Genomic DNA, 24,970 nt, shown 5'->3' with positions numbered 1-24,970 from the left:
ACCGATCAAAAAATGTATTTTGCATAGGTGTTAGGCTAAGGTCTAATTTTTTAGCTAAATGTAGGTATAATGAAAAATGATGTTTTTTAAATGATTGAATTATTGAAAATTAAAATGAATTATATAGAAATACTAAAAAGTCGTTTGTTGCTTTTATGATCACTTACTAGAAGTGATCAGTGAGCGTTTGACGAATTTTATCCAAGGTGGTTGGGGTAGCAGGTGCCTCTGAATCTGCTGTTTTCAGGGGTAAGGCGATAATGGCTTCCAGACCGCCTTCAGGCCGATTCTGGATATGCAGCTCACCTGAGTGAATATCAACAATACGTTTGACAATGGCCAGACCCAGACCACTGCCTTGTACGGTACGTGCGGAATTTCCACGAACAAAGGGTTGCATCAGCGCTTCAATCTGATCTTCTGGAATCCCTTCACCATGATCGGATACACTGATCATCAGTTTATGATCTTGTACATAGGCAGCAAGCTCGATCGGTTCAGCACCATAACGTTTCGAGTTATTGATCAGGTTGCCAATCAGGCGTTTCAGCGACATGCTGCGTACCTCAACCAGTGGTATCTCTTGAGGTGTAAAGCGGATATCAAGTGGCTTAAACTGCTTGACCAGTTCCTGCAACAGCACATTGACATTGGTTTCTTGCAGCTCTTCATCGGAGCCATCCCGCATATAGGAAATGAACTGGTTCAGAATGGCATCCATATCCTCCACGTCATAAATCAGACCTTCCTTGAGAAAGTCTTCATCCGGCATCATTTCTGCGCTAAGACGGATACGGGTCAACGGGGTACGCAGGTCATGTGAAATCCCCGCGAGCATGATTCGACGATCACGCTCGGTTTGATCCAAGGTATAAATCATCTGGTTAAAGGCATGATTCACCTGACGGATTTCCAGCGGACCATGATTGGTATCCAGATAAGGAGCAGAGCCATTTTTACTATAGCTGTTTGCTGCATTCTGCAAGCGGCGTAAAGGACGGTTCAGCTGACGCACCAGGGTCAGAATAATAATACCGGCAATGAGTGGCGTACCCAGCAGCCAGCCTAGAATCAGTTCAGGACTATAGTTGGCATAGGTTTTAAGAGGTTCACGTACCCAGTTTCCATTCATTTCTGGAGTTTGAATCCAGATACGTGGACTTGGCTTGAACTGGAAATAAACGGTTGCCTGTTCGATTCTTAATTCTTTGGCCAGTTTGGTCTCAATCTGGTTGGTAAAGAATTCGGCAATGACCTTATCTTTTACATTTGGATATTCAGCCGGATTGGTGACATATTCGATTCCGATCCGGTTTTTGAGCCAGGTATCAATATCGACTTCCTGTTCCTTGTGATAAAGACGCAGGTCCGGATTGTTGAGAATCTCCAGCTCCATGGCCAGATAACGCGCGTGTTGCTGAATTTCAGGTAAATAAAGCGTACGCCAGAAAAACCAGATTGACATGAACAGGCTGAAACAGACCACAAAGACCACCAGTACAGTGGTTCGCATTGCTGCAGAGCGCGGTTTGATTTTGTCCAGAAAGCGTTCCCAAGGGGTGCGTTTTTTTTCTGAATAGCTGACAAAATCGGTAAATTTTTGTGGGTCGATGGGGTCGAGTTTCACTGAGCAATCCTGTGCTATGACTTCAGCAAATTATTATGAGTTGATTAAAAGGCCTTATCATACCGGAGTCAAACCATCTGTAATTTAGATATAGGTTAAAACCTTCGGTTTGACCTACTTTTGTTTCGGCAAAAGTAGGCAAAACCATCTTGCAGAGCAGTGCTCCTCATCGCAAAACTCGTCAAATTGGGGCAAGTAATCAATTTATCGCAGAAACATTAGAGATGAATACCTCCTGCCTCAAACAGTTGCGAATGAATTTGTCACATAATTCAAAACTAGATTTATAGATGGACGACTATTTTACTTTCTTCTAATAAGAAAATTATTCAGCACCATCTGGAACAAACACATAACCGACACCCCAAACGGTTTGAATATAACGCGCACGGGCAGGGTTTTCTTCAATCAGTCGACGTAAGCGTGATACCTGAACGTCAATTGAACGTTCCATCGCACCCCATTCACGGCCACGTGCCAGATTCATCAGTTTGTCACGCGTTAAAGGTTCACGTGGATGCTGAACCAGCGCTTTCAATACCGCAAATTCACCAGTGGTCAGGGTCACTACCTGGCCCTCACGAGTCAGAGTACGAGTGGACAGATCCAGTGACCATGGGCCGAACGACACCACTTCCATTTGCTGGCTAGGAGCGCCTGGCACTTCACGAACTTGACGACGCAAAACTGCACGGATACGTGCCAGCAATTCATTTGGATTAAATGGCTTAGGCAGGTAATCATCGGCACCGGCTTCCAGACCCGCAATACGATCCGAATCGCTACCACGTGCAGTGAGCATAATAATTGGAATATCAATATTCGACTGGCGTAGGCGACGACAGATGCTGAGGCCGTCTTCTACAGGCAGCATAAAATCGAGCACAATCAGAGAAAACAGTTCCCGCTGTAATAGTCGATCCATCTGGGTAGCATCATGCGCAGTTTTAACGACGAAGCCTTTATCTTCAAGGAAACGTTGTAACAGGGTACGCAGACGCACATCATCATCGACAACCAGGATGCGCTCGACCCGGTCGGTTTCGGTATGTACAGCATCGGGTTTTTCAGCAGGTACCACTAAACTCATGAGGTGCTCCTTTATTCTTTATTGTCGTCATAAACAAAAAATGAAATATGCTTTGAGTATACGATTCATTACTATTAATTGACTATGCTCTAAAGCATCAAATATTGCAGTTAAAATCAAGACATAGATACCAAATATATACATCTATATGCGAAAAAAATCGTCTCGGAACAAGAATAAAATGCAAAGTTCATGCAAACTTTAGTGGAAAAACTGGAAAACGATCGTATACGGTTATCTGAAGCTTATATAAATTAATAAAAACAATGGTGGATTTTATAGACCTGGTCTTTATAATCATGCCATTTAGTACTTATCCTTGTGGGATCAAACACGATGACTGACTTAGTTCAGCAGTTGGCAAAAGAACTTGCCGTACGTCCAAATCAAGTAGAAGCTGCCATCAAACTGATTGATGAGGGTGCCAGCGTTCCTTTCATTGCACGTTACCGTAAAGAAGTAACGCAGGGCTTAGACGATACGCAACTACGCCAGCTCGATACACGTTTATCGTATTTGCGTGATTTGTATGAACGCCGTGAAAAGGTGATCGAATCACTAAAAGAACAAAATAAATTATCTGATGATTTATTGGCACGGGTGAATGCGGCAGAAACTAAAAATGCCCTAGAAGAAATTTACGCACCATACCGTCCAAAACGTACCAGCAAATCGTTTAAAGCCAAAGAAGCCGGTTTAGGTCCGATTGCAGAGAAAATCTTTACTGAAGCCGTGGATCCAGCAGAAGCTTTAGCGGGCTTTAGCCATGAAGATTATCCAGATCAGGAAAGCCAGCTTGATGCAATCCAGCACATCCTGATTGATGACTGGGCACAGAATATTGCGTTGACCACTGAGCTTAAAGCAATGTTTGCTAAAACGGCTGTGTTGAAAAGTCTGGTCGCTAGTGAAGAGAAAAAAGAAGTTGGTAAAAAATTCCGTGATTACTTCGATTTCTCTGAAAATCTGAACAAGGTACCTTCACACCGCTTATTGGCAATGCTACGTGGCCGTCAGGAAAATGTACTGGGCCTTAAAGTAGATGGTGAAGATGATGCACCATTGGCACGTATTGAAACTGAATACAACCTGGATACCATTCAGCCGCAATCTCGTCGGGATTTCTTAAAGCAAACTGCGAAACTGTTCTGGCTTGGTAAAGTTCGTCCAACGATCGAACATTCATTATTGACTGAAAAACGTCTGGCTGCTGAAGCTGAAGCAATGCAGGTCTTTGCTGAAAACCTGCGTCATTTACTGCTTTCTGCGCCTGCAGGTGCCCGTACAACTCTGGGTGTAGACCCTGGCATCCGTACTGGCGTTAAACTGGCAGTGGTGAATGAATCAGGTGATGTATTAGCACATAGCACCATTTACCCATTTGCACCGAAAGATGATAAAGAAGGTTCACTGACTGAATTGGCACGTCTTTGCCGCGAATTCAATGTTGACCTGATTGCAATCGGTAATGGTACAGCAAGCCGTGAAACTGAAGCGTTAATTGCCGAAATGATGGCTGCAAATAGCGACCTGAAATTGACTCGTGTTTCTGTTTCAGAAGCGGGTGCTTCTGTTTACTCAGCATCTGAACTGGCTTCTCAGGAATTGCCTGAACTGGATGTATCGATCCGTGGTGCAGTATCAATTGCACGCCGTCTGCAAGATCCATTGGCTGAACTGGTGAAAATTGATCCTAAATCAATCGGTGTAGGTCAGTACCAGCATGATGTAAACCAGACCGGTCTGGCAAAAACTCTTGAAGCAGTGGTTGAAGACTGTGTGAACTCGGTCGGTGTGGATGTAAATACTGCATCTGCTGCAATCCTGGGTTATATCGCAGGTCTGAACAAATCAATTGCACAGCAAATCGTGGACTTCCGTAAGGAAAATGGCCGTTTTGACAACCGTCAGGACCTGAAAAAAGTGCCACGTCTAGGCGAGCGTACTTTTGAACAGGCAGCGGGTTTCTTGCGTATCCAGCAAGGTTCAGAACCATTAGATGCTTCTGCAGTTCACCCTGAGTCTTATCCACTGGTATCTAAAATTGTTGAAGCAAAAGCAACGACTGTTAAAGACATCATTGGTAATACTGAAATCATTCGTCAGGTCAATGCTGAAGAGTTTGTGGATGATAAATTCGGTCTGCCAACCGTTCAGGATGTTTTAGCTGAACTGGAAAAACCTGGCCGTGACCCGCGTCCAGAATTCCGTACCGCAAAATTCCGTGATGATATTACTGAAGTGGCTCAATTGACTGAAGGCATGCAGCTGGAAGGCGTAGTCACCAATGTGACTAACTTCGGTGCTTTCGTGGATGTTGGTGTACATCAGGATGGTTTGGTACATATTTCTGAATTAGCCAATGAATTTGTGGCTGATCCGCATAAAGTGGTAAAACCAGGTCAAATCGTACAAGTTCGTGTACTGAACGTTGATGTGGAACGTAACCGTGTCAATCTGTCGATGCGTCCTGAAGGTTCGGAAGCGCCAGCGAAAGCACCACGTCAACCACGTCGTGACAATGAGCAACGCGGTGAGCGCAAGCCACAAGGCAAACGTCCACAGCATGCACGTCCACAAGGTGACCGCCCGCATGGCAAGAAACCTCAAGCGGCTAAACCACAAGAAAATAAAATTGGTGGTTTAGGAGCACTATTACTTCAAGCCGGAATTAAAGGTTCGAAATAATCTTTAGGCTCTAAACGAAAAACCTCCCTTTTGGGAGGTTTTTCTTATTAAAAACATTTAAAAAATCTCAAAGAATCTAAAAATGCTAAGAAGTTATTATCAAAGTTCCATCCAAGATTTTTTATCTAGCTCAAATGACTTAATCTTAGGTAATTTGGCACAGCATCATGAATTTGCACTTGAAGATTTACAGAAAAATGCTTGGTTAGCACAAATAGATATTTTAAAAGCAAATTTAGTTGGTATAGCAAAGGGTCGTCTTTACTTTGAGTACAGCATTCCTCGCATGGGGAAGCGTGCTGATAATATTCTGATTATTCGTGATTTAATTTTTGTTATTGAATTTAAGGTTGGGGAAAGTTTTTATTCTGCAACTGCAAAAAATCAGGTGATTGATTATTGCTTGGATTTAAAGAATTTTCATTCACAAAGTCATGATAAAAAAATTATTCCAATTCTTATAGCTACTGAAGCGGATACAGAAGAGATCATCTGGGAGGATGTAGATGATCTTGGAGCGCCCATTTGTTGTCATCAGTACAATTTAAACCAAATGATTCTACAGGTTCTTGCGCATTATAATGAGGATGCGGAGATTAATGTCCAAGAGTGGAATCAAGCCAGCTATAGACCGACACCCACAATCATTGAAGCAGCGAAAGCACTTTATCAAGGACATCAAGTTGAAGATATTTCCAGAAGTGATGCAGGGGCGATTAATTTAAAAATAACTTCAGCACGTATTGAACATATTATTGAAACAACAAAAGAAAAACGACATAAGGCAATTTGTTTTCTTACAGGAGTACCGGGTGCTGGAAAAACATTAGCAGGGCTGAATATTGCTAACCAGCGACTAAAAAAAGACGAATCAGAACATTCAGTTTTTCTCTCGGGCAATGGCCCACTTGTTGATGTGCTAAAGGAAGCACTGATTCGACAAACAGTTGAAACAGCAAAAACTGAAGGTCAACTTGAAACCAGATCAAGTGCTGAAAGAAAAGCAAAAGCTTTTATTCAAAATATCCATCACTTTCGAGATGAGTACTTAAGGTCATTAGAAGCTCCTATTGAAAAGGTGGTGGTATTTGATGAGGCACAAAGAGCTTGGCGCAAAGAACAAGTTTCTAACTTTATGAAGCAAAAAAAGGGAATTCAGAACTTTGATAAATCTGAACCACAATTTTTGATTGAGGTAATGGATCGGCACACGGATTGGTGTGTGATTATTTGTTTGATCGGTGGCGGTCAAGAGATTAACACTGGAGAAGCAGGGGTTATCGAATGGTTAGATGCTTTACAACAGCATTATCCTGAATGGCAGATTTATTATTCTGAGAAAATTTTAGAGGATCGTGTCTATATACAAGATCAAAGCCGAAAGCATCATTTAATTCAGCATGGTAATAAAGAACCTGATTTACATTTGGCGGTATCAGTAAGGTCGTTTAGAAGTGAAAGAGTTGCTGAACTTGTCCAAGCAATTTTAGATGGGGATGCGACGAAAGCACAACATATTTATAGCCAAGTTATAGAATCCTATCCAATTGTTTTAACAAGGAACTTGGAAAGAGCGAAGTCGTGGCTAAAACAACAAGCTAAAGGGACAGAGCGTTACGGCATGGTTGCGAGCTCAGGCGCAAGAAGACTCAAAGCAGAGGGGATTGATGTTAAAAATAAAATCACACCATCTGATTGGTTTTTGAATTCTACAATTGATGTACGTTCTTCATATTACTTAGAAGATGTCGCCACAGAATTTGATGTTCAAGGATTAGAATTAGATTACTGCTGTGTTGCGTGGGATATTAATTTTTACTTTAAGGATGGTTGGTGTTATCAAGCATTTAAAGGAACAAAATGGCAGAACATCAATCAGATGGAAAAGCAAAAATATCTACTGAATACTTATCGTGTTTTGTTGACTCGTGCGCGTCAAGGAATGGTGATTTACCTACCGAATGTAGATGATAATGATTGGACCAGACCGAGTGAATTGTATGATTCAACATATCAATTTTTAAAAGCCTGTCATCTCAAAGAAATTTAAAAAAAGCCTCCCAATCGGGAGGTTTTTTATTTTGGATTAGCTATTAATAATCGGAACAATCCAGCTGGTAATAATCAATAAAATACCCAGATGTCCCAGTTTACGTGTCACATAAACCAGTTTAGACGGTGGTTGTTCTAGCTGTTTAGCATACTCTTCCATGGTGATGCCTTGTTTGCCTTTACTGGTATATAAGAACACACCCAAATCCAGACAGATCAGAATGGTGCCAATATCTGCCACCAGTTCCATCAGCTCAAATTGCTGGGTATACAGCGACATGCTAACGCTATAAATCAGATAAAGTCCAAAGGCTATACATGCATATTGCAGGATCACTAAAAATTTCTGCATAAATCTCAACAGTTCAAAAAATTAAGGTAATTATACAAAAAATTCGGGCAGACCGCGCCCATTACAGGCTTTGCATCACATCAGCAAAATTCTGCTTCTCGACCAGTTCCAGAAATTCATCTCCCAGGCGCTGACTTTCAGCAATGCATTGCTTCCAGAGCTGAATCCGCTGAGCTTGATCCAAACCTTTCAAAGTGAAGTCCTTACGATCTGGTAAACGACCCAAAGGCAAACTTTGCAGATATTCCTGAGAGGGTGAAATTAGCAAAGTTCGTGCCTGATTTTCCGGGCTTGCCGTGCGTTTAAACAGTTTATCGAACCAGCCGGGAGTAATGCTGTCAGTAAAATGCGGATACAGCACGATGCCTTTGCTCTGAAACGGCAGGTCAATATGATAGTCAATCAAGCCACCATCACGATAATAACCTTGTGGTGCATCTGGAATATTATTGACCGCTGCCATCACGCCTGGAATAGAAGCAGAGGCCATCAGCCAGGACAAAACACTTTGCTCAGTCAAGGCATGATAATGTGTGGTAAATCCATCATCGGCAATTTTAAACTGTTCACCTGTATTCGGCTGGCTGATCACACGTTGCATAAAATGGCGGCTATGTTTACGCGCCACAGCGGTAGTTCCAACGATGCCGGCTACAGAGGCGAGTAGGGGGAGTGCCTTGTCACTCTGGAAAATGTGCTGGGCTTTAATCGATAATACTGTCAGATGATAATCTGGATGATTCACCAGATCGGTTTCTTTGCCTTGTACCAGATCCAGCAGCATGCCACGACAAACGTCACTGACCTCCTTACGGGTCATTTTCTTGTGAAAGTACAGATGGGTATACAAGTCGGCAAGACGTTCAGTGCCTGCTTTGGCTCCCCACGCCGCGACACTGGCAAAACGCCAGCTACCAATGGATGAACCGACTAAGGTTCTACGCTGAGGAGCACGTGGGAAAAACTCGCCAAAAATAGCCTGATCCAGTCCCTGAATACCAATACCTTTGGGTCCACCTGCGGCACCTGGCACGATATCAATCTGTTCGGGTTGCAAACCTTCTTTCAAAATCAGCTCACGAGCCTGATGCCCAGCGCGGATTTTCAGAGCAGGCGCATGTTTTTGTAAAATCTGCATAAAGGTTCAACCCATATTTGGCCAATGAGGACATATTTTAAGCATTTGGTCACAGAGCCCAATGGCAAGATGTACCCTAAGGTGACTTAAGAGTCATGGCATCGGGTTAATATAAGTCAGCATAAGTTTTTTATTACGTGAGCGTATTAGAGCAAGACTTGAGCTCACAAGAATTAAGGTCGACATCGGGTAATTTGCAACAGTATAGTTATTGATCAAATAAAAACTAAACCCACAAAAAATCCATACTGCCAAAACTACTATGAGTTTTTGCTGCTTTATGAGAAATAAGCAGAAGAGGGGCATGAAATTGAATAGCGTCATCAGCCAAAAGGATGGGCTATTGATCATGCGGAATGATATTGAGTCGGTAGTGGGTATCTCAGTTAGCCATCGAAATCTATAGTTGAGATAAGTTATCAAGTCTAAGAGGGGTAAGAAACTATAAAGCAAACTATACAAAAAGGCCGACAAAGATTTTTCGCGATAAATAGCCCATAAAAAGCTATATTTCATTTGGATATTCTTGTTTTATTTTTTCAATAGACCTCTTTCATAAATCATTTTTTGCTCAGTTCCAAGTTGTAGATTCCAGCGATTAAATTGAATCTCAAACCAAGCCTTTTACCTCTATTTCGATAACGCTCAGCAAGGATTTTGAAGGTTTTCAGGCTGCCAAATACATGCTCAATTCCGATTCTTCTTTTATTGATTTCTTGATTATAGATTTTCAATTCAGGATCCAATTTACAGTGTCTTTTGGCTTTTAATGGCAACAGGCTATTCGGATACAACACATAAATCCCCTGATAGCCTTTATCTGCAAGAATAAAAGCCCCAAAAGGAATCTGGTTTAAATTGCGTTTGAACAACTCGAAATCATGCACTGCACCGCGACTGGTACATAAACTCAGAATTTTCTGAGTTTTGTAGTGAATCATGGCCTGTACTTTAAAGGTATGGGTCTTTTTCTTGCCGCTATAGCTTTTCTTCTGTTTTTTTAGGCCTTTGGATTGGAATTTCCGTGGCATCCACGATCACAACATGCCAGTCGATGCCTTCGCCCTCGGGTAAATCTTTGGGTAAATTAAACAGATTGGACCGAATCAGGCAGTCTTCAACATGACGGACAATTCTTGAGGCTGTGGGCTCTGAAACCCCGTAACTCGTCGCAACGTGAAATAAGGTTCGGTATTCCCGCCAATAGCTCAGACAGAGCAGAACCTGATCCTCCAGGCTTAACTTGGGCGGTCTGCCTTTGGCAGAGACATGCTTCTGCAATTGCTCAACCATCAAATAGAAAGTTGACCATGAGATGCCTGTGTATCGCTTGAACTGAGGATCAGAAAGCTTGTTTGAATCGATGTATTTCATCCGCAGATTATGCACGAATGCTAAGAAATCCGGAGTGCAAATATTAACCAAAAAGAAGATCGTTTTTTGATTTATGAAAGATATCTAATAATTTAAGCATAAAAAAGCCTGACGAATCAGGCTCTTTAAAAATTATTTCGCAATCCGCCAGACAGCAAGTATGCTTGCCAGCACAATCAGAATCACTGACACAAACCATGGTGAAATAATCGCAATCGAAAGCAGAATGGCCATGATGCTGCCAAAAATCCAGCTACGTTTTTGCTGATGTTCCATTTGCAGGCGCATGCTTTGTAATTCATTGAGCTGTTTGGCATGCCAGGCGGACTGGTTTTTCAGACCATTCAGGCTGTCGATCATCAGGGTCGGTAAATCCTGCGCACCCAAAAGCAGATCCGGGATTTTTTGTCCCAGTTCTTTAATATTCTTTTGCGGATTCATCTGGGCTTTGACCCAATCGGTGAGGATTGGTTTAGCCAGGCTCCAGATATCCAGCTCAGGATACAAGTCTGTTCCCAGACCTTCCACATGTACCAATGTTTTCAGTAACAACATCAGTTGTGGCGGGATCTCCAGATGGAAACGACGGGCGATGTCCATAACCTGAATCAGAATGCCGGCAAAATCCAGCTCATGCATCGGTTTGGAGACCATTGGACCTACAGTGCGACGCATTTCGCGTGCTAGCGCGTCCTGATCGGTACCTGGTGGAATCCAGCCCGCCTGATGCACAATCTGAATCAGCTGCATGAAGTCACTGTTCATGACCGCCAACAGCATACGTGCCACGGTCATCTGGTCATGCTTGGACAGCTCTCCCATAATCGCGCAGTCCAGCGCAATAAAGCGCGGATTGGCAGGATTGATAGTTTCGACAAAGACATTACCTGGATGCATGTCCGCATGGAAGAAGTTGTCGCGGAAGACCTGAGTAAAAAAGATAGTTAAACCTTTACGTGCCAGATCAGCACGGTCCATACCCAGTTCATCAAAGGTGGCAATATCCGAAATCGGAACACCGGTAATCCGTTCTGCTACCAGCACGTCCTTACTGTCCATATAGACTTCAGGCACATACATCATGCTGGAGCCAGTGAAGTAATGACGCATACGGCGGGTATTGTCCGCTTCCAGCATCAGGTCCAGCTCATTCAGAATGATCTGGCGATAGTCCTGAATAATTTCAGACAAGTGTAGGGCACGCGCTGCTTCCAGACGCTTTTCCAGAAAATCACCCAGCCAGCTTAGAATTTCAAAATCCTGCAAGATCTGCTGGCGAATATTCGGGCGGGTCACTTTGACCACCACTTCACGCCCATCATGCAGGGCTGCAGTATGCACCTGTGCAATCGAGGCGGCTGCTAGTGGCTGAGTATCAAATCGGGCGAACAGGGTATTTACATCCGCTTTTAAGGACTCCTGAATACGCATCTTGGCGACATCATTATCAAAGGGCTTGACCTGATCCTGTAACAGGACCAGTTGTTGCAGCACTTCAGGCGGAATCAGGTCACGACGGGTCGAAAGCAACTGACCCAGCTTGATTGCCAGCGGTCCCATTTCTTCCAGTGCCAGTTTCAGCTTGAGCGGGTTTTTACGCTCACGGCTGGACCAGGCTGCCGGATGCATACGGATCAAAGATAAAATATGTCGGGCTTTTTCAGGGAGTTCTTCCGCAGGAAACAACGTGTCGAGTCTATAGTGCGCGGCGATGCGCCAAAGTTCGAGTAAACGTGAAACATGCGGAATCATAAAGCGGTGTACCTAGTATTGAGAAGGAATATGAGGTGTAGCAGGAGTAAATGGCTGATCAGTAGAATCGTCAGATTCAATCTGTGCCTGAAGCTGACGGATTTTGGCTTCGACGCGATCTAAATTCTGGTTCAGGATACGGGTATCCTGATTCAGGTCATCCATTTGCCAGCGCGGGGCAAACAAGCCACTATCTTCTTTCAGGGCATCTTCAGCGAAAAATAATTGACTTTGTAAAGTGCGTTTTAAATGCTTTGGAGCCAGCTGCAACTTGCCAATTTCATGTGCCAGAGCAGGGCCAATCCAGGGACTTAAATGCGCCGCCAGATCAAATTCAGCCTGCTGCATGATGCGCTGGATTTCTTGCAGAAGTTTGTAGTCGCCTTGCAGCGGAATATTACCGACTTCATCAGCAAGCAGCAGCTTGAGCAGCTCTACGACATTGTGCACCTGTAGCGTCGCCGTTGCTTCAGGCGTTTGAGCATTATTGGCTTCATAAGGGCGCTGTTCAAAAATCGAAGAGTCTTCAGTATGGCCGGTTGGCGTTGGTTCCAGACGAACCTTGCCCTCATCAAAGAAGACATCGATGGACAGCTGCGGTGAGGCAATGACCACCCGCAGCATTTTGCCGGCCAAAGCATTGAGCTGAATGCGGGTAATCGCATCCAGATCAATCATATGATGAATCAGGCGTTCAACAGCACCGAGGGCGAGAAGTGACCACATATCGGGTACGACCCTTAAAGCTTGAAGCCACGGTGAACGGCAACGATACCGCCGGTCAGATTGTGGTAATCACAGTTCTGGAAGCCAGCATTTTCCATCATGCCTTTTAAAGTACGCTGGTCTGGATGCATACGGATTGATTCAGCCAGGTATTTATAACTTTCTGAATCATTCGCCACGATTTTACCCATGATTGGTAAAGCGGTGAATGAATACAGGTCATACAGTTTTGAGAATGGCTCAAAGACTGGTTTAGAGAATTCCAGAATCAGTAAACGACCGCCTGGCTTAAGCACGCGATACATCGCAGCCAATGCTGCATCTTTATCAGTCACGTTACGCAGACCAAAAGAAATCGTTACCAAGTCAAAGCTGTTGTCGGCAAATGGCTCTAGAGTTTCTGCATTCGCCAGAACGAAATCAACATTGGTACAGCCGGCATCAATCAGACGGTCACGGCCAACATTCAGCATGGATTCGTTAATATCAGACAGTACTACATGACCGGTAGGGCCCACTTCACGGCTAAATACTTTGGCCAAGTCACCTGTGCCGCCTGCAATATCCAGCACATGCTGGCCACGGCGTACGCCTGACATATTAATCGCAAAACGTTTCCATAGACGGTGAATGCCGAATGACATCAGGTCATTCATGATGTCGTATTTGCTGGCTACCGAATGGAATACTTCAGCCACTTTTTGGGCTTTTTCGTCACTGCTCACAGTCTTGTAGCCGAAGTGCGTGGTTGGACCGACGTTACCGGTATTGGCACCGCGTGGCAGGTTATATTTAGGGACAGTTCCAGTCACAGGCGTATCGGTCAGGCGTTGTTCTAGAGATTGTTGCTGACCTTGTGGAGCGCCTTGCGGAAGCGGAGTGGTTAAGAATGGGCTCACTTTGTCTGTCTGTTGTGCCGACTCGGGTGTAGGGGTAGGCGTTTGATTTTCATTCGACATTGGAGTCACTCCTAACATATCAATCGGGTTAATCTTGCATTGCCTGCATAATGACAGATTCTTGGATGTTATTCAGCAATCATGATGCAATTGTTATGAATAATATACAGAAAAATAGGAATATGGGCGGAAATCTTCACTGCCAGTGATCGAATAATTCATATGATTTATCACTGGCGATGGCCTGCCTAAAAACCTGAAAATATCAGGATCAGGCAGGACCGCAAGCCTTCCTCATCATGGATGGGAAAGGAATCTATTATTGGAATGGTGCAGGATCGCCTGAATGCACCTTATCAATAATGCCACGTTCAATCGCAGTAAAGTCATGCACGAATTTTTCTGCCGATTTTAACGGTTTCATGGCCTGGAAACCGTCCTGCATAAACTCATACATCACCTGAAAATGATATTTATTGGCTGCACCTTTACACATCTTGAAAGCGGTATAAACCACAAAGGAACGCATATATTTATCCAGGCTAACACCTAGCTGATCCAGCAATGCCAGCTGTTTCAAGCGTGCTTCCCCCTGATCCAGTTTCAGATAGGTCACGCGCATCATTTCATCGGTCAGTGGTGTGTTGGCAGGATAATCCTCTAAAAGCTGGATTGCGACCTGTTCATCCAGTTGCACGGCCAAGATCGCCAGTTCTACGCCTGAGGTTCCGGTTTTCAGGGCATTTTCCGGAATCATTTTTTCTGCCTTGTGCGCATATTTCATCAGTCGGGCAATCTGTTCGGCCAGTGCGTCAAAGTCTGGGCCGCCATAGAGCCGATTCAGGAAATATTCGGCCATCAGCTGGTTATTTTTTTCAGAAAAATGCTGATGATGGCTGCGCTGCATCCGTGCCTTTTGCCATGCCTGCACATCCTGTAAACGGCTTAAAATTTCAGGCTGAGTGTGATACTTCAGCTGATAATACTGTTCTAAGAGTTCATCTAATCGGGCAAGTTTGGACATGTATTTTCAAATATGATTTTTCGATCTCAGAATCTTAGAGGGTGTGGCGCAATCTCGCTATGACAAATTGATCAATGATTCCTTATTTGAATGTCAATTTGCTGTTTAAACAGACAATCTAATCGTGTGAAAAACGTTGCTAACGCTATTTTTGCCTTCAAACTCCTCGCTATACTGCCCACAAGAATAAAAGATGAGGGATCTCCATGCGTACAGAAGAACAAAGTTTCCAGTTAATGGATGAAGACAAGCTATCCCTTGCGCTGATCAATGCCCAGTATGATCTAAGGAAAACCCAAGGTCAGAAAAATGGCAAAAGCCTGATTGTTCTGGTCAATGGAATTGAGCTGGCGGGTAAGGGCGAAGCAGTCAAACAGTTACGTGAGTGGGTAGATCCCCGTTATTTGCAGGTGAAGGCCGATCAGCCGCAAGTATTAGGAGAGAAACAGACCTTCTGGCAACCCTATACACGGTTTATTCCGGCCCAAGGCCAAATCATGGTTCTATTTGGCAACTGGTACAGCGATCTGCTCAGAACCACCATACAGACTGGTGCCATTGATGATGCCCAGTTTGATGCCTATCTGGAAGATATGCGTGTCTTTGAGCAGGATCTAAAAAATAACTATGTTGATGTGGTCAAGGTCTGGTTCGACTTGTCCTGGAAAGTGCTACAAAAACGCCTGGATCAGATTGATCCGAGTGAAATGCAATGGCACAAACTGCATGGCCTGGACTGGCGCGACAAAAAAAAGTACGACACCGTGCAGCGTTTGCGAGAGCGGTTTACTAAAGACGAAGACTGGCTGATCATTGATGGGGAAGATGAAAAACAGCGTGACCAGCAGTTTGCACAGCATATTTTGCAAGCTTTAAAACATTGTCCGAATCATCCGGTCCGGGCCAAGGGACGATGGAAACAGGCCAAAATTCCAGAATTATTGCAGCATCCTTCGCAAGAGCTTGCCAAGACAGAGGACTATAAGGTGGAACTGAAAAAACTGTCTCCTCAGGTGGCCAAGGCGCTGCGCTCAGACCCACGCAATGTGATTTTGCTGTTTGAAGGGATGGATGCAGCGGGCAAGGGTGGAGCGATCAAGCGGATTGTGAAAAAGCTGGATCCCCGTGAATATGAAATTCAGACCATCGGGGCACCGGAAAAATATGAACTGAATCGTCCTTATTTATGGCGTTTCTGGAACAAGCTGCAAACCGATGATGATATCTGTATCTTTGACCGCTCCTGGTATGGCCGGGTGCTGGTAGAACGGGTAGAGGGTTTTGCCAGCCCGGCAGAATGGCAGCGGGCCTATGATGAAATTAACCGATTTGAACAGAGCTTGATTAACCATCAAACCGTGATTATTAAATTCTGGCTGGCGATTTCCCAGGAAGAACAGGCCGCTCGTTTCAAGGCGCGTGAAGATACTCCGCATAAGCGCTTTAAAATCACCGATGAAGACTGGCGTAACCGGGAACGTTGGGATGATTATTTAGAAGCAGCAGCCGACATGTTTGAGCGTACGTCGACAGAACAGGCACCATGGCACATTATCGCCACTGATGATAAAAACACCGCTCGGATCGAAATTTTAAAAACAATTTTAAAGCAGCTTCAGGCAGATTAATCTGCCTGAGTTTTGAAAAGTTTGGGGATAAAAAATGGGGCGGGAAATTTATTTGCTTTGAGCAATCTGTTTTTGCTGAATATTTTTTGCAGTACGATAGCAATCTTCAACATGTGCTTCAGCAATTTTTTTCATGACAAAATAACCGAGGCTCGCAGCTACCAGTTGACCACCGAGTGGAATGAATTTTGTGACTTGCTTTGTGATCACTTTCGCTGCAACATTGTTCAAAGATTTTTTGACTGCTGTACGTGCCACCACCAGACCGGAAAACTCGATTCCGCGTTTACGCAGTTCATTCCAGTGCACCTGTTTGGTTGCAGGATCAAACACACTGATCTGTTCAGGGGCCAGACCAAAGCGGGCATTGATCTCCGGAATCAGTTGCGACAGAATGCCGACATCAATGACCACGTCCAGAAATGGCACCGGAATCACAGCTGCTCCGGCAGAATAATAGGCACGTTTTTTGGTTAGCTCTAAGCACTCGTTGCGAATTCTGTCTAAATCTAAACTTGGATCGATACGATCTGGAATTTTGTCTAATTTCATGGGCATTACCTAAAGCTAGATGTTGTTTTTTTCTGTTCAAACATCAATAAGATGCTTTTTTCAAAGAACTTTTTTGACTGAAGTATGAGTTTTAAAGTGACATAGACAGTTCGGTAAGTATAGTAAATAATCTTTATCATTTTGTAGTACTGCTCCATCTCATTTTTCAGGGGAAACGATGGCAATTCATGTTATTCAGAGTCAACGCATTGATGTGCTTTTGGATAGTATGCTGCGTATCGTCAACCAGAGCGCAAAAAATCCCTTGGCCGTGTTACAGCCGCGGCATTTTATTGTACCGTCTCCTGCAGTCGAGGCCTGGCTGACCCAAAAAATTGCCGAGAAAAAGGGCATCAGTGCCAATACCCAGTTTCATCACCGGATCCGTGCCTTTCAGTGGACTTCCTATCAGTGGGTGCTGAATAACCCCAAAGAAGTTGAACAGATCCGTGAAGCCAATATTCCCCGAATTATTATTAAATGGCGGGTATTTCAGGCATTACGTAAATGTATTTTGCCTGAGCAGATTCCATTAGAGGTCGATCATCCGCTGTATTCGATTATCAAACGGATTTATGACAGCGCAGATCGTCTGGAACAGGGCACAGAGAAGCAGCTGAAAAAACAAAGCATGCTGTACTGGGTATCTGAACAGGTCTCGCGCCTGTTTAGCCACTATATGGATTATCGTGGTTATTGCTCGCTGAATTGTCCGCCACAGGAATGCCGTTGTCCGACCAACTGGCTGGCGTCCTGGGGGCAGGATATTGCGCTCGATCTTGAGCAGATGATCTATATTCCTAAAGATGAAAATGGCCATGAAATTCCGGTGGCGGACTTCGTCAAGATTCAGGCACGTGAACTGGAAGCCTGGCAGCGCTGGCTGTGGCAGCATGTCTTTCAGGATGATTATGCCAAGATTCTGGACATCGAACAGATGTACTGGGAACGTCTAGAGAATGAAGATACCCAGGCACAGGCTTTAAAACGCTTACCACAACAGGTCGTGGTCTTTACCTTGCTAGAATTGCCACCGAGTCAACTGGATTTCTTGCGCCGTCTCGGTCAATACATCGATATTTATATTTTCCACTTTAACCCATCACAGGAATACTGGGCCGATAGTGTCGATCCGGACTGGAAAGCACGTTATGACCTTGGCGTGCAGGAACGTTTCATCAAGAAATTTGAAAAATCTCAGGGACGTTTGCCGACTGATATCGAAATCCAGCATTTCTTTACAGCCTTTCAGCTGAACTTTAATGCCGAAGACCGGGAATCGCGGCATCCACTGTTGACGCGCTTTGGCAAGCAGGCACGTGATCATTTCTCGTTATTGTCTAAACTGTCTTCAGGTGAAGAAGGTCTCTGGGCCGATGCTTTCGTCGATGAATATCAGGATAAGTTACTGGCCAAAATCCAGTCGGATATTCTGTACCTGCTGGAACCGGAAAAACACCAATATCCGCTCAAACCAGACGATGATTCGGTGCAGATTCATGTCTGCCATTCTTCACTGCGCCAGCTGGAAGTTTTAAAAGAACAGATGATTCACTGGCTGGCTCAAGGTACCGAAGATGTCCCACGTCAGCCGAGCGATATTCTGGTGCTGGCCCCGAACCTGAAAGAGCTGGAGCCGGCGATTCGGAGTGTCTTTGCACCCCCCCCACGAGAACGGGAAGGCAATAGCCAGCGTCTGCAAAAAGATAATCTATATTTACCGATTCAGATTGCCGGGGTGTCCCGACTCGATGTCAGCAATGCCTGGCGCGCGGTACTGGGCCGGATTCAGCTGGTGCATCGACGTTTCAGTATTGAGGATTTTGCCGACTGGCTCAGCCTGAATGCCACCCAGCAACTTTATGCGCTGGACTATACCCAAGTTGAGCGCATGTTACAGTTATTGGGTGAAGCGGGCTTTAAACGCGGTCTGGATCAGCAGCATTTACAGCAAAGCCTGACTGCCGGTGATGAAGACTACCGCTTCAGTTTTAAATTTGCATTGGATCGACTGGCACTCGGACTCGCAGTGCCAGAACATGTCCTGTTTCAGGACACCTTAAGTTATGCTCAGGTCTTGAGTAGTGATTTCCCTCTCATCTCGACTTTAATTCAGATTTATCAGGATCTGGTGCAGCGCCGTGACTGGCTGATTTTGCATGAACAGGGCCAATGTACCCCGGTAAAAACCTGGCTAGAATATCTGCGTGAAGATCTGAATGAATTCCGTGAAGCCGGGGTTGAGTCCTTAAAGACGGTTGCAGAGATTATCGACAAGCAGATGCGGATGCTGACGCTGGCCGATTATCACGATCAGGATGATCCGCAGGCCAGCCAGGAGCTGGTCGCCTTAAGTCTGCCATTGCCTTATGTACTGGAAGAAATTCAGAATACACTGGAGATGCAACTCGATCAGGCTGAACCGACCGGACAGATTACCTTTAGTCAGATCGGACAGATCCGTCCGTTGCCATATAAACTGGTGGTGATGCTGAATCTGGATACCGGTAAATTTCCGAGCCGGAATCAGCAGGTGCCATTTGACCTGATGGGCAGTCTGAAGCCGCAACTAGGGGATCGTTCCCGTCTGGATGATGACCAAGGCGCTTTTCTGGATGCATTGCTACTGGCGCAGGACAATTTATGGCTGTTCTATAATGGCTTTGATGTTGATGACGGGGAAGCGCGTGATCCATCCACTTCATTGCAGGAATTAATCCAGCATATTGCCTTGATTTGCCAGTCAGATCAGCCCGATGCTGAAGTCGATGAAACGGTTGAGATGAATAGTTTGAGTGTCGCCAAGCATATCCGTCAACTCTATCATGTACATCCATTACAGCCTTTTGACCCGATCGGTTATGTAGAGTCTCATACCCCACGTTATCAGACCCAGTGGTTTGCTGTGGCCGAATATATTCGCAGTGCAGAGGGCAAGCGCAGCAGCTGGATCAATGCCCATTATCCAGCACTGATGCAGAAAGAAATCCGGGTGCTGAAAGGGGATGAGTGGATTCGTGACATGATTTTCCCGGCACGCTTATTCCTGAAAAGTGTCGGTATTTCCAGTGTGAGGTATGCCGATCTGCCAAGTTCACAAGAACCCTTATTGCTGAATAAACTGGAACAGTATCAAGTCCGTGATTTCCTATTACAACAGGATCAAGAGATTGAGCCACAGCTGATGCTGGACCGCTTGCCGGTGGGAAAAACTCAGGAAGCGACCTGGCTCAGCAGTCAGCAGGAACGGCAATCGCTAAAAGAACGTTTATTGCAGCTGAATAAAGAGCTGACGCCTGTTACTCAGCAAACTTGGCAATATAATCCTGAGCTGCTGATTCATATTACCTTGCCACAAGTACCGCACAGCAGTTACTGGCTCAGCATGCAGTCTTCCTCCGCTTCAGAAAAACGTCGGGCACAGGTCTGGCTGGAATATCTGCTCTGGTTGGCCTATCTGAATAATGATGAACTGTCTCCACAGCTGGAACGAATTGTCATTTTCAGTAATAAAACCCTGAAATTTTCCGGACTGCGTTCTAGTCAGGCACGTCATCATTTACAGGCCTGGCTGCAAGCCTGGGAAGTCGGACAGACCCAGCCGCTAGTACTGCCAGCCGAATTGCTGATGAAAAAGGCCTGGGAATGGACCGAAAATGAACAGGGACAAATCACTATTGCCGAGATGCAGGAACTGCTAAAGGCCTGGAACAACAGCTATGAAAGTGCCAAGCCTTTGGCCAGCGATGAATCCAGCCAGTTGCATCAGGACTGGCAGTTTATTTTGCAGGATCAGGACCCGGATCTGGCCTTGCAACGCTGTTGCCATGATTTTGCCCATGCGTTATATGCACCGATTCATGAACATCTGGAATGGATAAAAGAATAATGACCATGTTACCCAACCAGAACAAAAAGATTTCAACCAATCCGATTCAAGACATGCGCTTTAGCGGCCTGCACTGGATTGAAGCTTCCGCGGGGACCGGTAAAACCTATACCTTATCCAGCCTGATGGTACGGATTTTTCTGGATCAGTATTATCCGCATCAGGTCATTGCGACGACTTTTACTCGCAAAGCCACAGCTGAACTGAAAAACCGGGTGCGTCTCAGAATTGAAGAAACCTTGGCCTTTATTCAGCGTCATCAGGAGCTGAATTCGGTCGAAATCACCGCCAAAATCCAGACTGAATCGGATCCACTATTTCAGCAGGTATTAAAAGATTATGGCTCACGCATGGATTATGCCCGGCGCCGTCTGCGTCTGGTACTGAACCAACTAGATGAGCTGTTTGTCGGGACACTGGACAGCTTTAGCCAGAAATTATTGCGTGAATTTGCCTTTGAAAGCGGCAAGATTGAACGGGCAGAACTGACTGAAGATCAGGACCTGTATATCCAGCAGCTGATTCATGATGTACTACGAGAATGGATCCAGCAGCAGCCGCAATATATGGTCAATCACCTGTATCTGCAAAACCTGTTGAAACCAGTAGAACACTATACCGGGCTGGTCCGCGATGCTTTAAATTTCCGTGTGCAATACTTTCAGAAGGTAGAAAAAGTCGAATGGGATCTGGCTGAACTAGAGCACTGCATCCAGCGCCTGTTCAATGTACATGAACATGAAATTGAGATCATTCGGGAGTATTGTCAGAATTCTCCGAAGTATTTTCATAAAAGTTTTTTCACCAGATTAAGCGATGTCTGTGAAAACTTTATGACCTGGATGGCGGCACTGAAAACCAAAGGTGTGATGAGCTTTTTTGATCCAGAACTGCATACGATCTTATTGAATCTGTGTTATTTGCGCCGTAAAAAAACCGATTTTCAGCCGACGACACAAGTGTTTAACAAAAGCTGTCCGGAAGCAGAGCAGCAGCAGATTCTACAAAATAATCTGATTCAGGCCATTGATGGATTGTGTGAAGTCAAAGAGAAGATGGATGCCCAGTTGAAGCAGCTGATGACCTATCTTGAATATCATATTATTCGCAGTGTGCAGAACCGTCTGCCACAAACCCTGCAAAAACAGGGTGAAACTACATTTTCCCAACAAATTCGTACCCTGGCTGAAGCTTTACAGGGACAGCAAGGTCAGCGTTTTGCCCAGTTTGTACAGGCCCGCTATCCACTAATTCTGGTCGATGAATTTCAGGATACCAACCAGGATCAGGATGATCTGCTGGCTAAAATCTGGCGTGATCCGAATCGGGTCAAAGCCGGCTGTATGATCATGGTGGGCGATCCGAAACAGGCGATTTACGGTTTCCGTGGTGGCGACATGCTGACCTATAACAAGGCGCGTGCCGACGTGCGGCAAAAGCAGGGTCGTGAATACACCTTGATCCAAAACCATCGCTCGATAAAACCTCTGGTCGAGGTGGTAGACGCGCTGTTTCAACGCCAGATGGATTTTGGTGAGCAGGTGCATTACACCCTGATTCAGGCGGGAAGCCGGCTACATCCGGATTTAATCGATAAAACGCTGAATAATCCGCATCCATTACGCTGGATTCAGCTCGGTGAACAGGATGTTGAAGCCGATCAGGTAGTCTGGAAAATCCGCCAGTTATTGAATCAGTCTGAACAGCAGCAACTGTATTTCCAGCAGGGTGACAACGTTCAGCACTTAAAAGCGGATGATATTGCAGTCCTCAGTTTTGGCCATTATGCGCTGGAACAGGTTAAACAGCGTCTGCAACGCATGGGTATTCCCTGTTATAAGGAATCCAAGCAGAGCGTCTTTGCCAGCCCGGTGGCTCAGGATGTTGCAGCTGTTCTGACTGCGATTATGGAACCTTTTAATGAAGCCAAAGTTAAACGTGCCTTATTGACCCGTTTATTGGGCTTTAACCTGAAAAAGCTAATCGAACTGCAAGAGCAGAGTGAAGGTCTGAGTCGTTATATTGCCGACTTTGATGCCATCCGGGAAATATGGTTTGAAAAAGGATTCCTGACTGCCTGGAATTATGCCTTAAACCTGTTTCAGGTCTGGACCAATCTGGTCGCGAGCCAGAGTCTGGACAATGAACGGGTAGTGGTGAATTTACGTCATCTGACCGAAATTCTGTGCCAGCAAAGTGAATATTATCAGGGTGCTCAAAAGCTGTATCACTGGTATCTGCGTCAATTGCAATCACCTTCCGGCAAGGACAACGAAAAAGAACGCAAACTCTCTGGCGATCATGGGGTACAGCTCTTAACCATCCATGCTTCCAAGGGACTGGAATTCAAAGTCGTATTCCTGTTGGGTGCCGATGCACCTTTTGATGTAAATAAGGGGAATCTGAACTTTTCCCTGTCAGCTGCGGAAAATGTACTGGAACAATCCCGGGTGATTGCAGTTAATCATAAGGACTTGCATGAGCAGGCAATTTTGCAAAATGCAGCCCGGAATGCCGCAGAAAATCACCGGCTTTGGTATGTGGCACTGACCCGGGCCAGTCACCGGGTTTATGCCATGCTGCAAGATCAGAGCGGACAGGTGGATTCAGGCTTGGCATTCTGGCGTGGACAAGGTGAGGCGGTCTTTCAGCATGCCTTAAGTCTGCTGGAACAGCCTCTGGCTTCTGAGCCGCCTAGAATTGTGGCACAACAGACAGACGCACCGTTACAGATGCAGGCTCATCCTTTACCGGAGCGCCAGTTCTATCCGCGGACTAAAACCAGTTTTACTGCACTATCACAGCATCTCCCGCATCAAGCGATATTGCAGGATGATCTGGTCATCGCTCCTGAACGTCTGGACAGTGCCGCAGATGAAATGAATCTGCTGGAACTGGAACAGCAATCAGCCAGTCAGCCACTGGACTGGATCAAGCTGAATTTTCCTAAAGGCACGGTGGCCGGAACTTTCCTGCACAGTATTTTTGAGCATATCGATTTTCAGGATCGCAGTTACTGGAATCTGGAAATCCGTCGCCGTTTTAAAAATACGGCGCCACAAATCTGGCAGGAACTAAAGGAGAAATTTCATCAGGCCTTTCATGTTCGTCCATTGTTACAGCAGGCATTTACTCCGGGCTATCAGACAGCCTGTGTGAATTTACAGACCCTGTTCAGGCAGATGGCTCTTCAAGGTCAAATGCAGCCGGAGAAATTGCAGCAGAGTATGCAAAAAGTACTCTCCAGCCTGAATTATAAAATCCTGACCGGAATTCGCCTGCATGATCAGAGTGAAGCTTATCGTCAGGAATGGCAGCAGTTTTTCCGTTCAGCTCAAACATTCGATCACTCTGAATGGTTGAACTTCTTAGGACAGTTTCAGCGCTATTTTACAGAACTGGATGATGAACCTTTTATCCAGTTTTTCGAACAGGAAATGGCGCAGATGACGCCTGCTGAGACAGCAGCGCAGCTGGATGTAGAAGCCGTTTTTCAGCAGGCATTCGATCATTTCATTGATGAGATGATTGAAGATCTTCTGCTCAATCGGGTTCATGACTGGCTCAAAGAAATTCTGGCTGCACCCCTACAGGCAGAGTTCAGCTTGGAGCAGTTGCAGCAAGGCGCTTATCTGTCCGAATTCCCGTTTTACCTGTCTTTAACCGATGCGCCCTTACAGATTCGTCAGATCCAGCAACTGTTTGCCGAGCATGATATCCTCATGCCTGATTTTAATGAGGCAAAATCAGCACGCTATCTGACCGGGTCTATTGATTTGGTTTATTTTGATGGCCAGCGCTATCATATTGCCGATTATAAAAGCAATTTTCTCGGACCGGATCAGCAGCATTACACGGCTGAGGCCATCCAGCAGAATATGACTCACTCCAGTTACTGGCTGCAAGCGGCCTTATATCTGGTGGCATTGCATCGTTATTTAAGCGTGAACATGCAGGGGTATCACATACAGCAGCATCTGGGTGGGGCGACTTATCTGTATTTGCGCGGTATGAATGGTCAGGCTGAACAAGGTGCTTATCACTGGCAGCCCAGTCTGGAATTTATTCTGAAACTGGATGAAATTCTGGGCTATTTTGAGCAGAAAAAAACAGCATAATTTTGATGATTTATAAAATTTTAAGAGTTTAAACAGAAGATTATCCTGTGGATAACTTTGA

Annotated in this window: 16 protein-coding genes; 5 read left to right on the top strand and 11 right to left on the bottom strand. The window is 45.1% G+C overall.

Translation table 11 applies throughout. The features are described 5' to 3' along the window. Positions 1-166: 166 nt before the first annotated feature. Complete coding sequence (locus AC4MCC_RS13130) at positions 167-1,627, bottom strand: ATP-binding protein (RefSeq protein WP_180013284.1); 1,461 nt, start codon at positions 1,625-1,627, stop codon at positions 167-169. 325 nt (positions 1,628-1,952) lie between these two features. Beyond that, a complete protein-coding gene (ompR, locus tag AC4MCC_RS13125; protein ID WP_004781707.1) occupies positions 1,953-2,717 on the bottom strand; it encodes an osmolarity response regulator transcription factor OmpR in 765 nt (254 codons plus the stop codon). 336 nt (positions 2,718-3,053) lie between these two features. On the opposite strand from ompR, the gene AC4MCC_RS13120 reads away from it, so the two are divergent. Continuing rightward, positions 3,054-5,405: a Tex family protein gene (locus AC4MCC_RS13120; protein WP_312156496.1), complete on the top strand. Its 2,352-nt coding sequence runs from the start codon at positions 3,054-3,056 to the stop codon at positions 5,403-5,405. An 82-nt stretch (positions 5,406-5,487) separates the two neighbouring features. Further along, positions 5,488-7,455, top strand: a complete 1,968-nt coding sequence (locus AC4MCC_RS13115; protein WP_491885422.1) for a DUF2075 domain-containing protein — start codon at positions 5,488-5,490, stop codon at positions 7,453-7,455. Positions 7,456-7,491: 36 nt separating this feature from the next. Here the strand turns inward: AC4MCC_RS13115 and AC4MCC_RS13110 are convergent, their stop codons facing one another. The 8 genes from AC4MCC_RS13110 to AC4MCC_RS13075 form a co-directional block, all read right to left on the bottom strand. Continuing rightward, complete coding sequence (locus tag AC4MCC_RS13110) at positions 7,492-7,809, bottom strand: hypothetical protein (RefSeq protein WP_004781714.1); 318 nt, start codon at positions 7,807-7,809, stop codon at positions 7,492-7,494. A 61-nt stretch (positions 7,810-7,870) separates the two neighbouring features. Beyond that, positions 7,871-8,947: a patatin-like phospholipase family protein gene (locus AC4MCC_RS13105; protein ID WP_419363838.1), complete on the bottom strand. Its 1,077-nt coding sequence runs from the start codon at positions 8,945-8,947 to the stop codon at positions 7,871-7,873. A gap of 560 nt (positions 8,948-9,507) precedes the next feature. Continuing rightward, entirely contained in the window at positions 9,508-9,978 is a 471-nt protein-coding gene (locus AC4MCC_RS13100) for an IS5/IS1182 family transposase (RefSeq protein WP_005252359.1), read from the bottom strand. Then, positions 9,926-10,336 carry a transposase family protein gene (locus tag AC4MCC_RS13095; protein ID WP_171065633.1) on the bottom strand — a complete coding sequence of 137 codons (411 nt, stop codon included), beginning with the start codon at positions 10,334-10,336 and terminating at the stop codon, positions 9,926-9,928. Before AC4MCC_RS13095 ends, AC4MCC_RS13100 begins: the two co-directional genes overlap by 53 nt. Positions 10,337-10,453: 117 nt before the next feature. Further along, positions 10,454-12,073, bottom strand: a complete 1,620-nt coding sequence (locus AC4MCC_RS13090) for an ABC1 kinase family protein (RefSeq protein WP_491885421.1) — start codon at positions 12,071-12,073, stop codon at positions 10,454-10,456. Positions 12,074-12,085: 12 nt separating this feature from the next. Then, entirely contained in the window at positions 12,086-12,799 is a 714-nt protein-coding gene (locus AC4MCC_RS13085) for a ubiquinone biosynthesis accessory factor UbiJ (protein WP_491885420.1), read from the bottom strand. 14 nt (positions 12,800-12,813) lie between these two features. After that, positions 12,814-13,758, bottom strand: coding sequence for a bifunctional demethylmenaquinone methyltransferase/2-methoxy-6-polyprenyl-1,4-benzoquinol methylase UbiE (ubiE, locus tag AC4MCC_RS13080; RefSeq protein WP_005232491.1), 945 nt, complete (start codon positions 13,756-13,758; stop codon positions 12,814-12,816). 259 nt (positions 13,759-14,017) lie between these two features. Beyond that, positions 14,018-14,722, bottom strand: coding sequence for a DUF8198 family protein (locus AC4MCC_RS13075; RefSeq protein ID WP_419363833.1), 705 nt, complete (start codon positions 14,720-14,722; stop codon positions 14,018-14,020). 206 nt (positions 14,723-14,928) lie between these two features. On the opposite strand from AC4MCC_RS13075, the gene pap reads away from it, so the two are divergent. Further along, a complete protein-coding gene (gene pap / locus AC4MCC_RS13070; protein ID WP_491885419.1) occupies positions 14,929-16,350 on the top strand; it encodes a polyphosphate:AMP phosphotransferase in 1,422 nt (473 codons plus the stop codon). A 48-nt stretch (positions 16,351-16,398) separates the two neighbouring features. Here the strand turns inward: pap and AC4MCC_RS13065 are convergent, their stop codons facing one another. Then, positions 16,399-16,902, bottom strand: coding sequence for a hypothetical protein (locus AC4MCC_RS13065; protein WP_004781723.1), 504 nt, complete (start codon positions 16,900-16,902; stop codon positions 16,399-16,401). 178 nt (positions 16,903-17,080) lie between these two features. Here AC4MCC_RS13065 and AC4MCC_RS13060 point away from each other — a divergent pair, with 178 nt between their 5' ends. Both AC4MCC_RS13060 and AC4MCC_RS13055 read left to right on the top strand, forming a co-directional pair. Continuing rightward, positions 17,081-20,791 (top strand): exodeoxyribonuclease V subunit gamma, encoded by a 3,711-nt coding sequence (locus AC4MCC_RS13060; protein WP_491885418.1) that lies wholly within the window; start codon positions 17,081-17,083, stop codon positions 20,789-20,791. Then, entirely contained in the window at positions 20,791-24,909 is a 4,119-nt protein-coding gene (locus AC4MCC_RS13055; RefSeq protein ID WP_491885417.1) for a UvrD-helicase domain-containing protein, read from the top strand. The genes AC4MCC_RS13060 and AC4MCC_RS13055 overlap by 1 nt, the downstream gene beginning before the upstream one ends. The last annotated feature ends 61 nt before the right edge of the window (positions 24,910-24,970 follow it).

The sequence above is a fragment of the Acinetobacter sp. CAU_H_56 genome (assembly GCF_058599425.1).
This window is presented reverse-complemented; position numbering and strand designations above follow the sequence as displayed.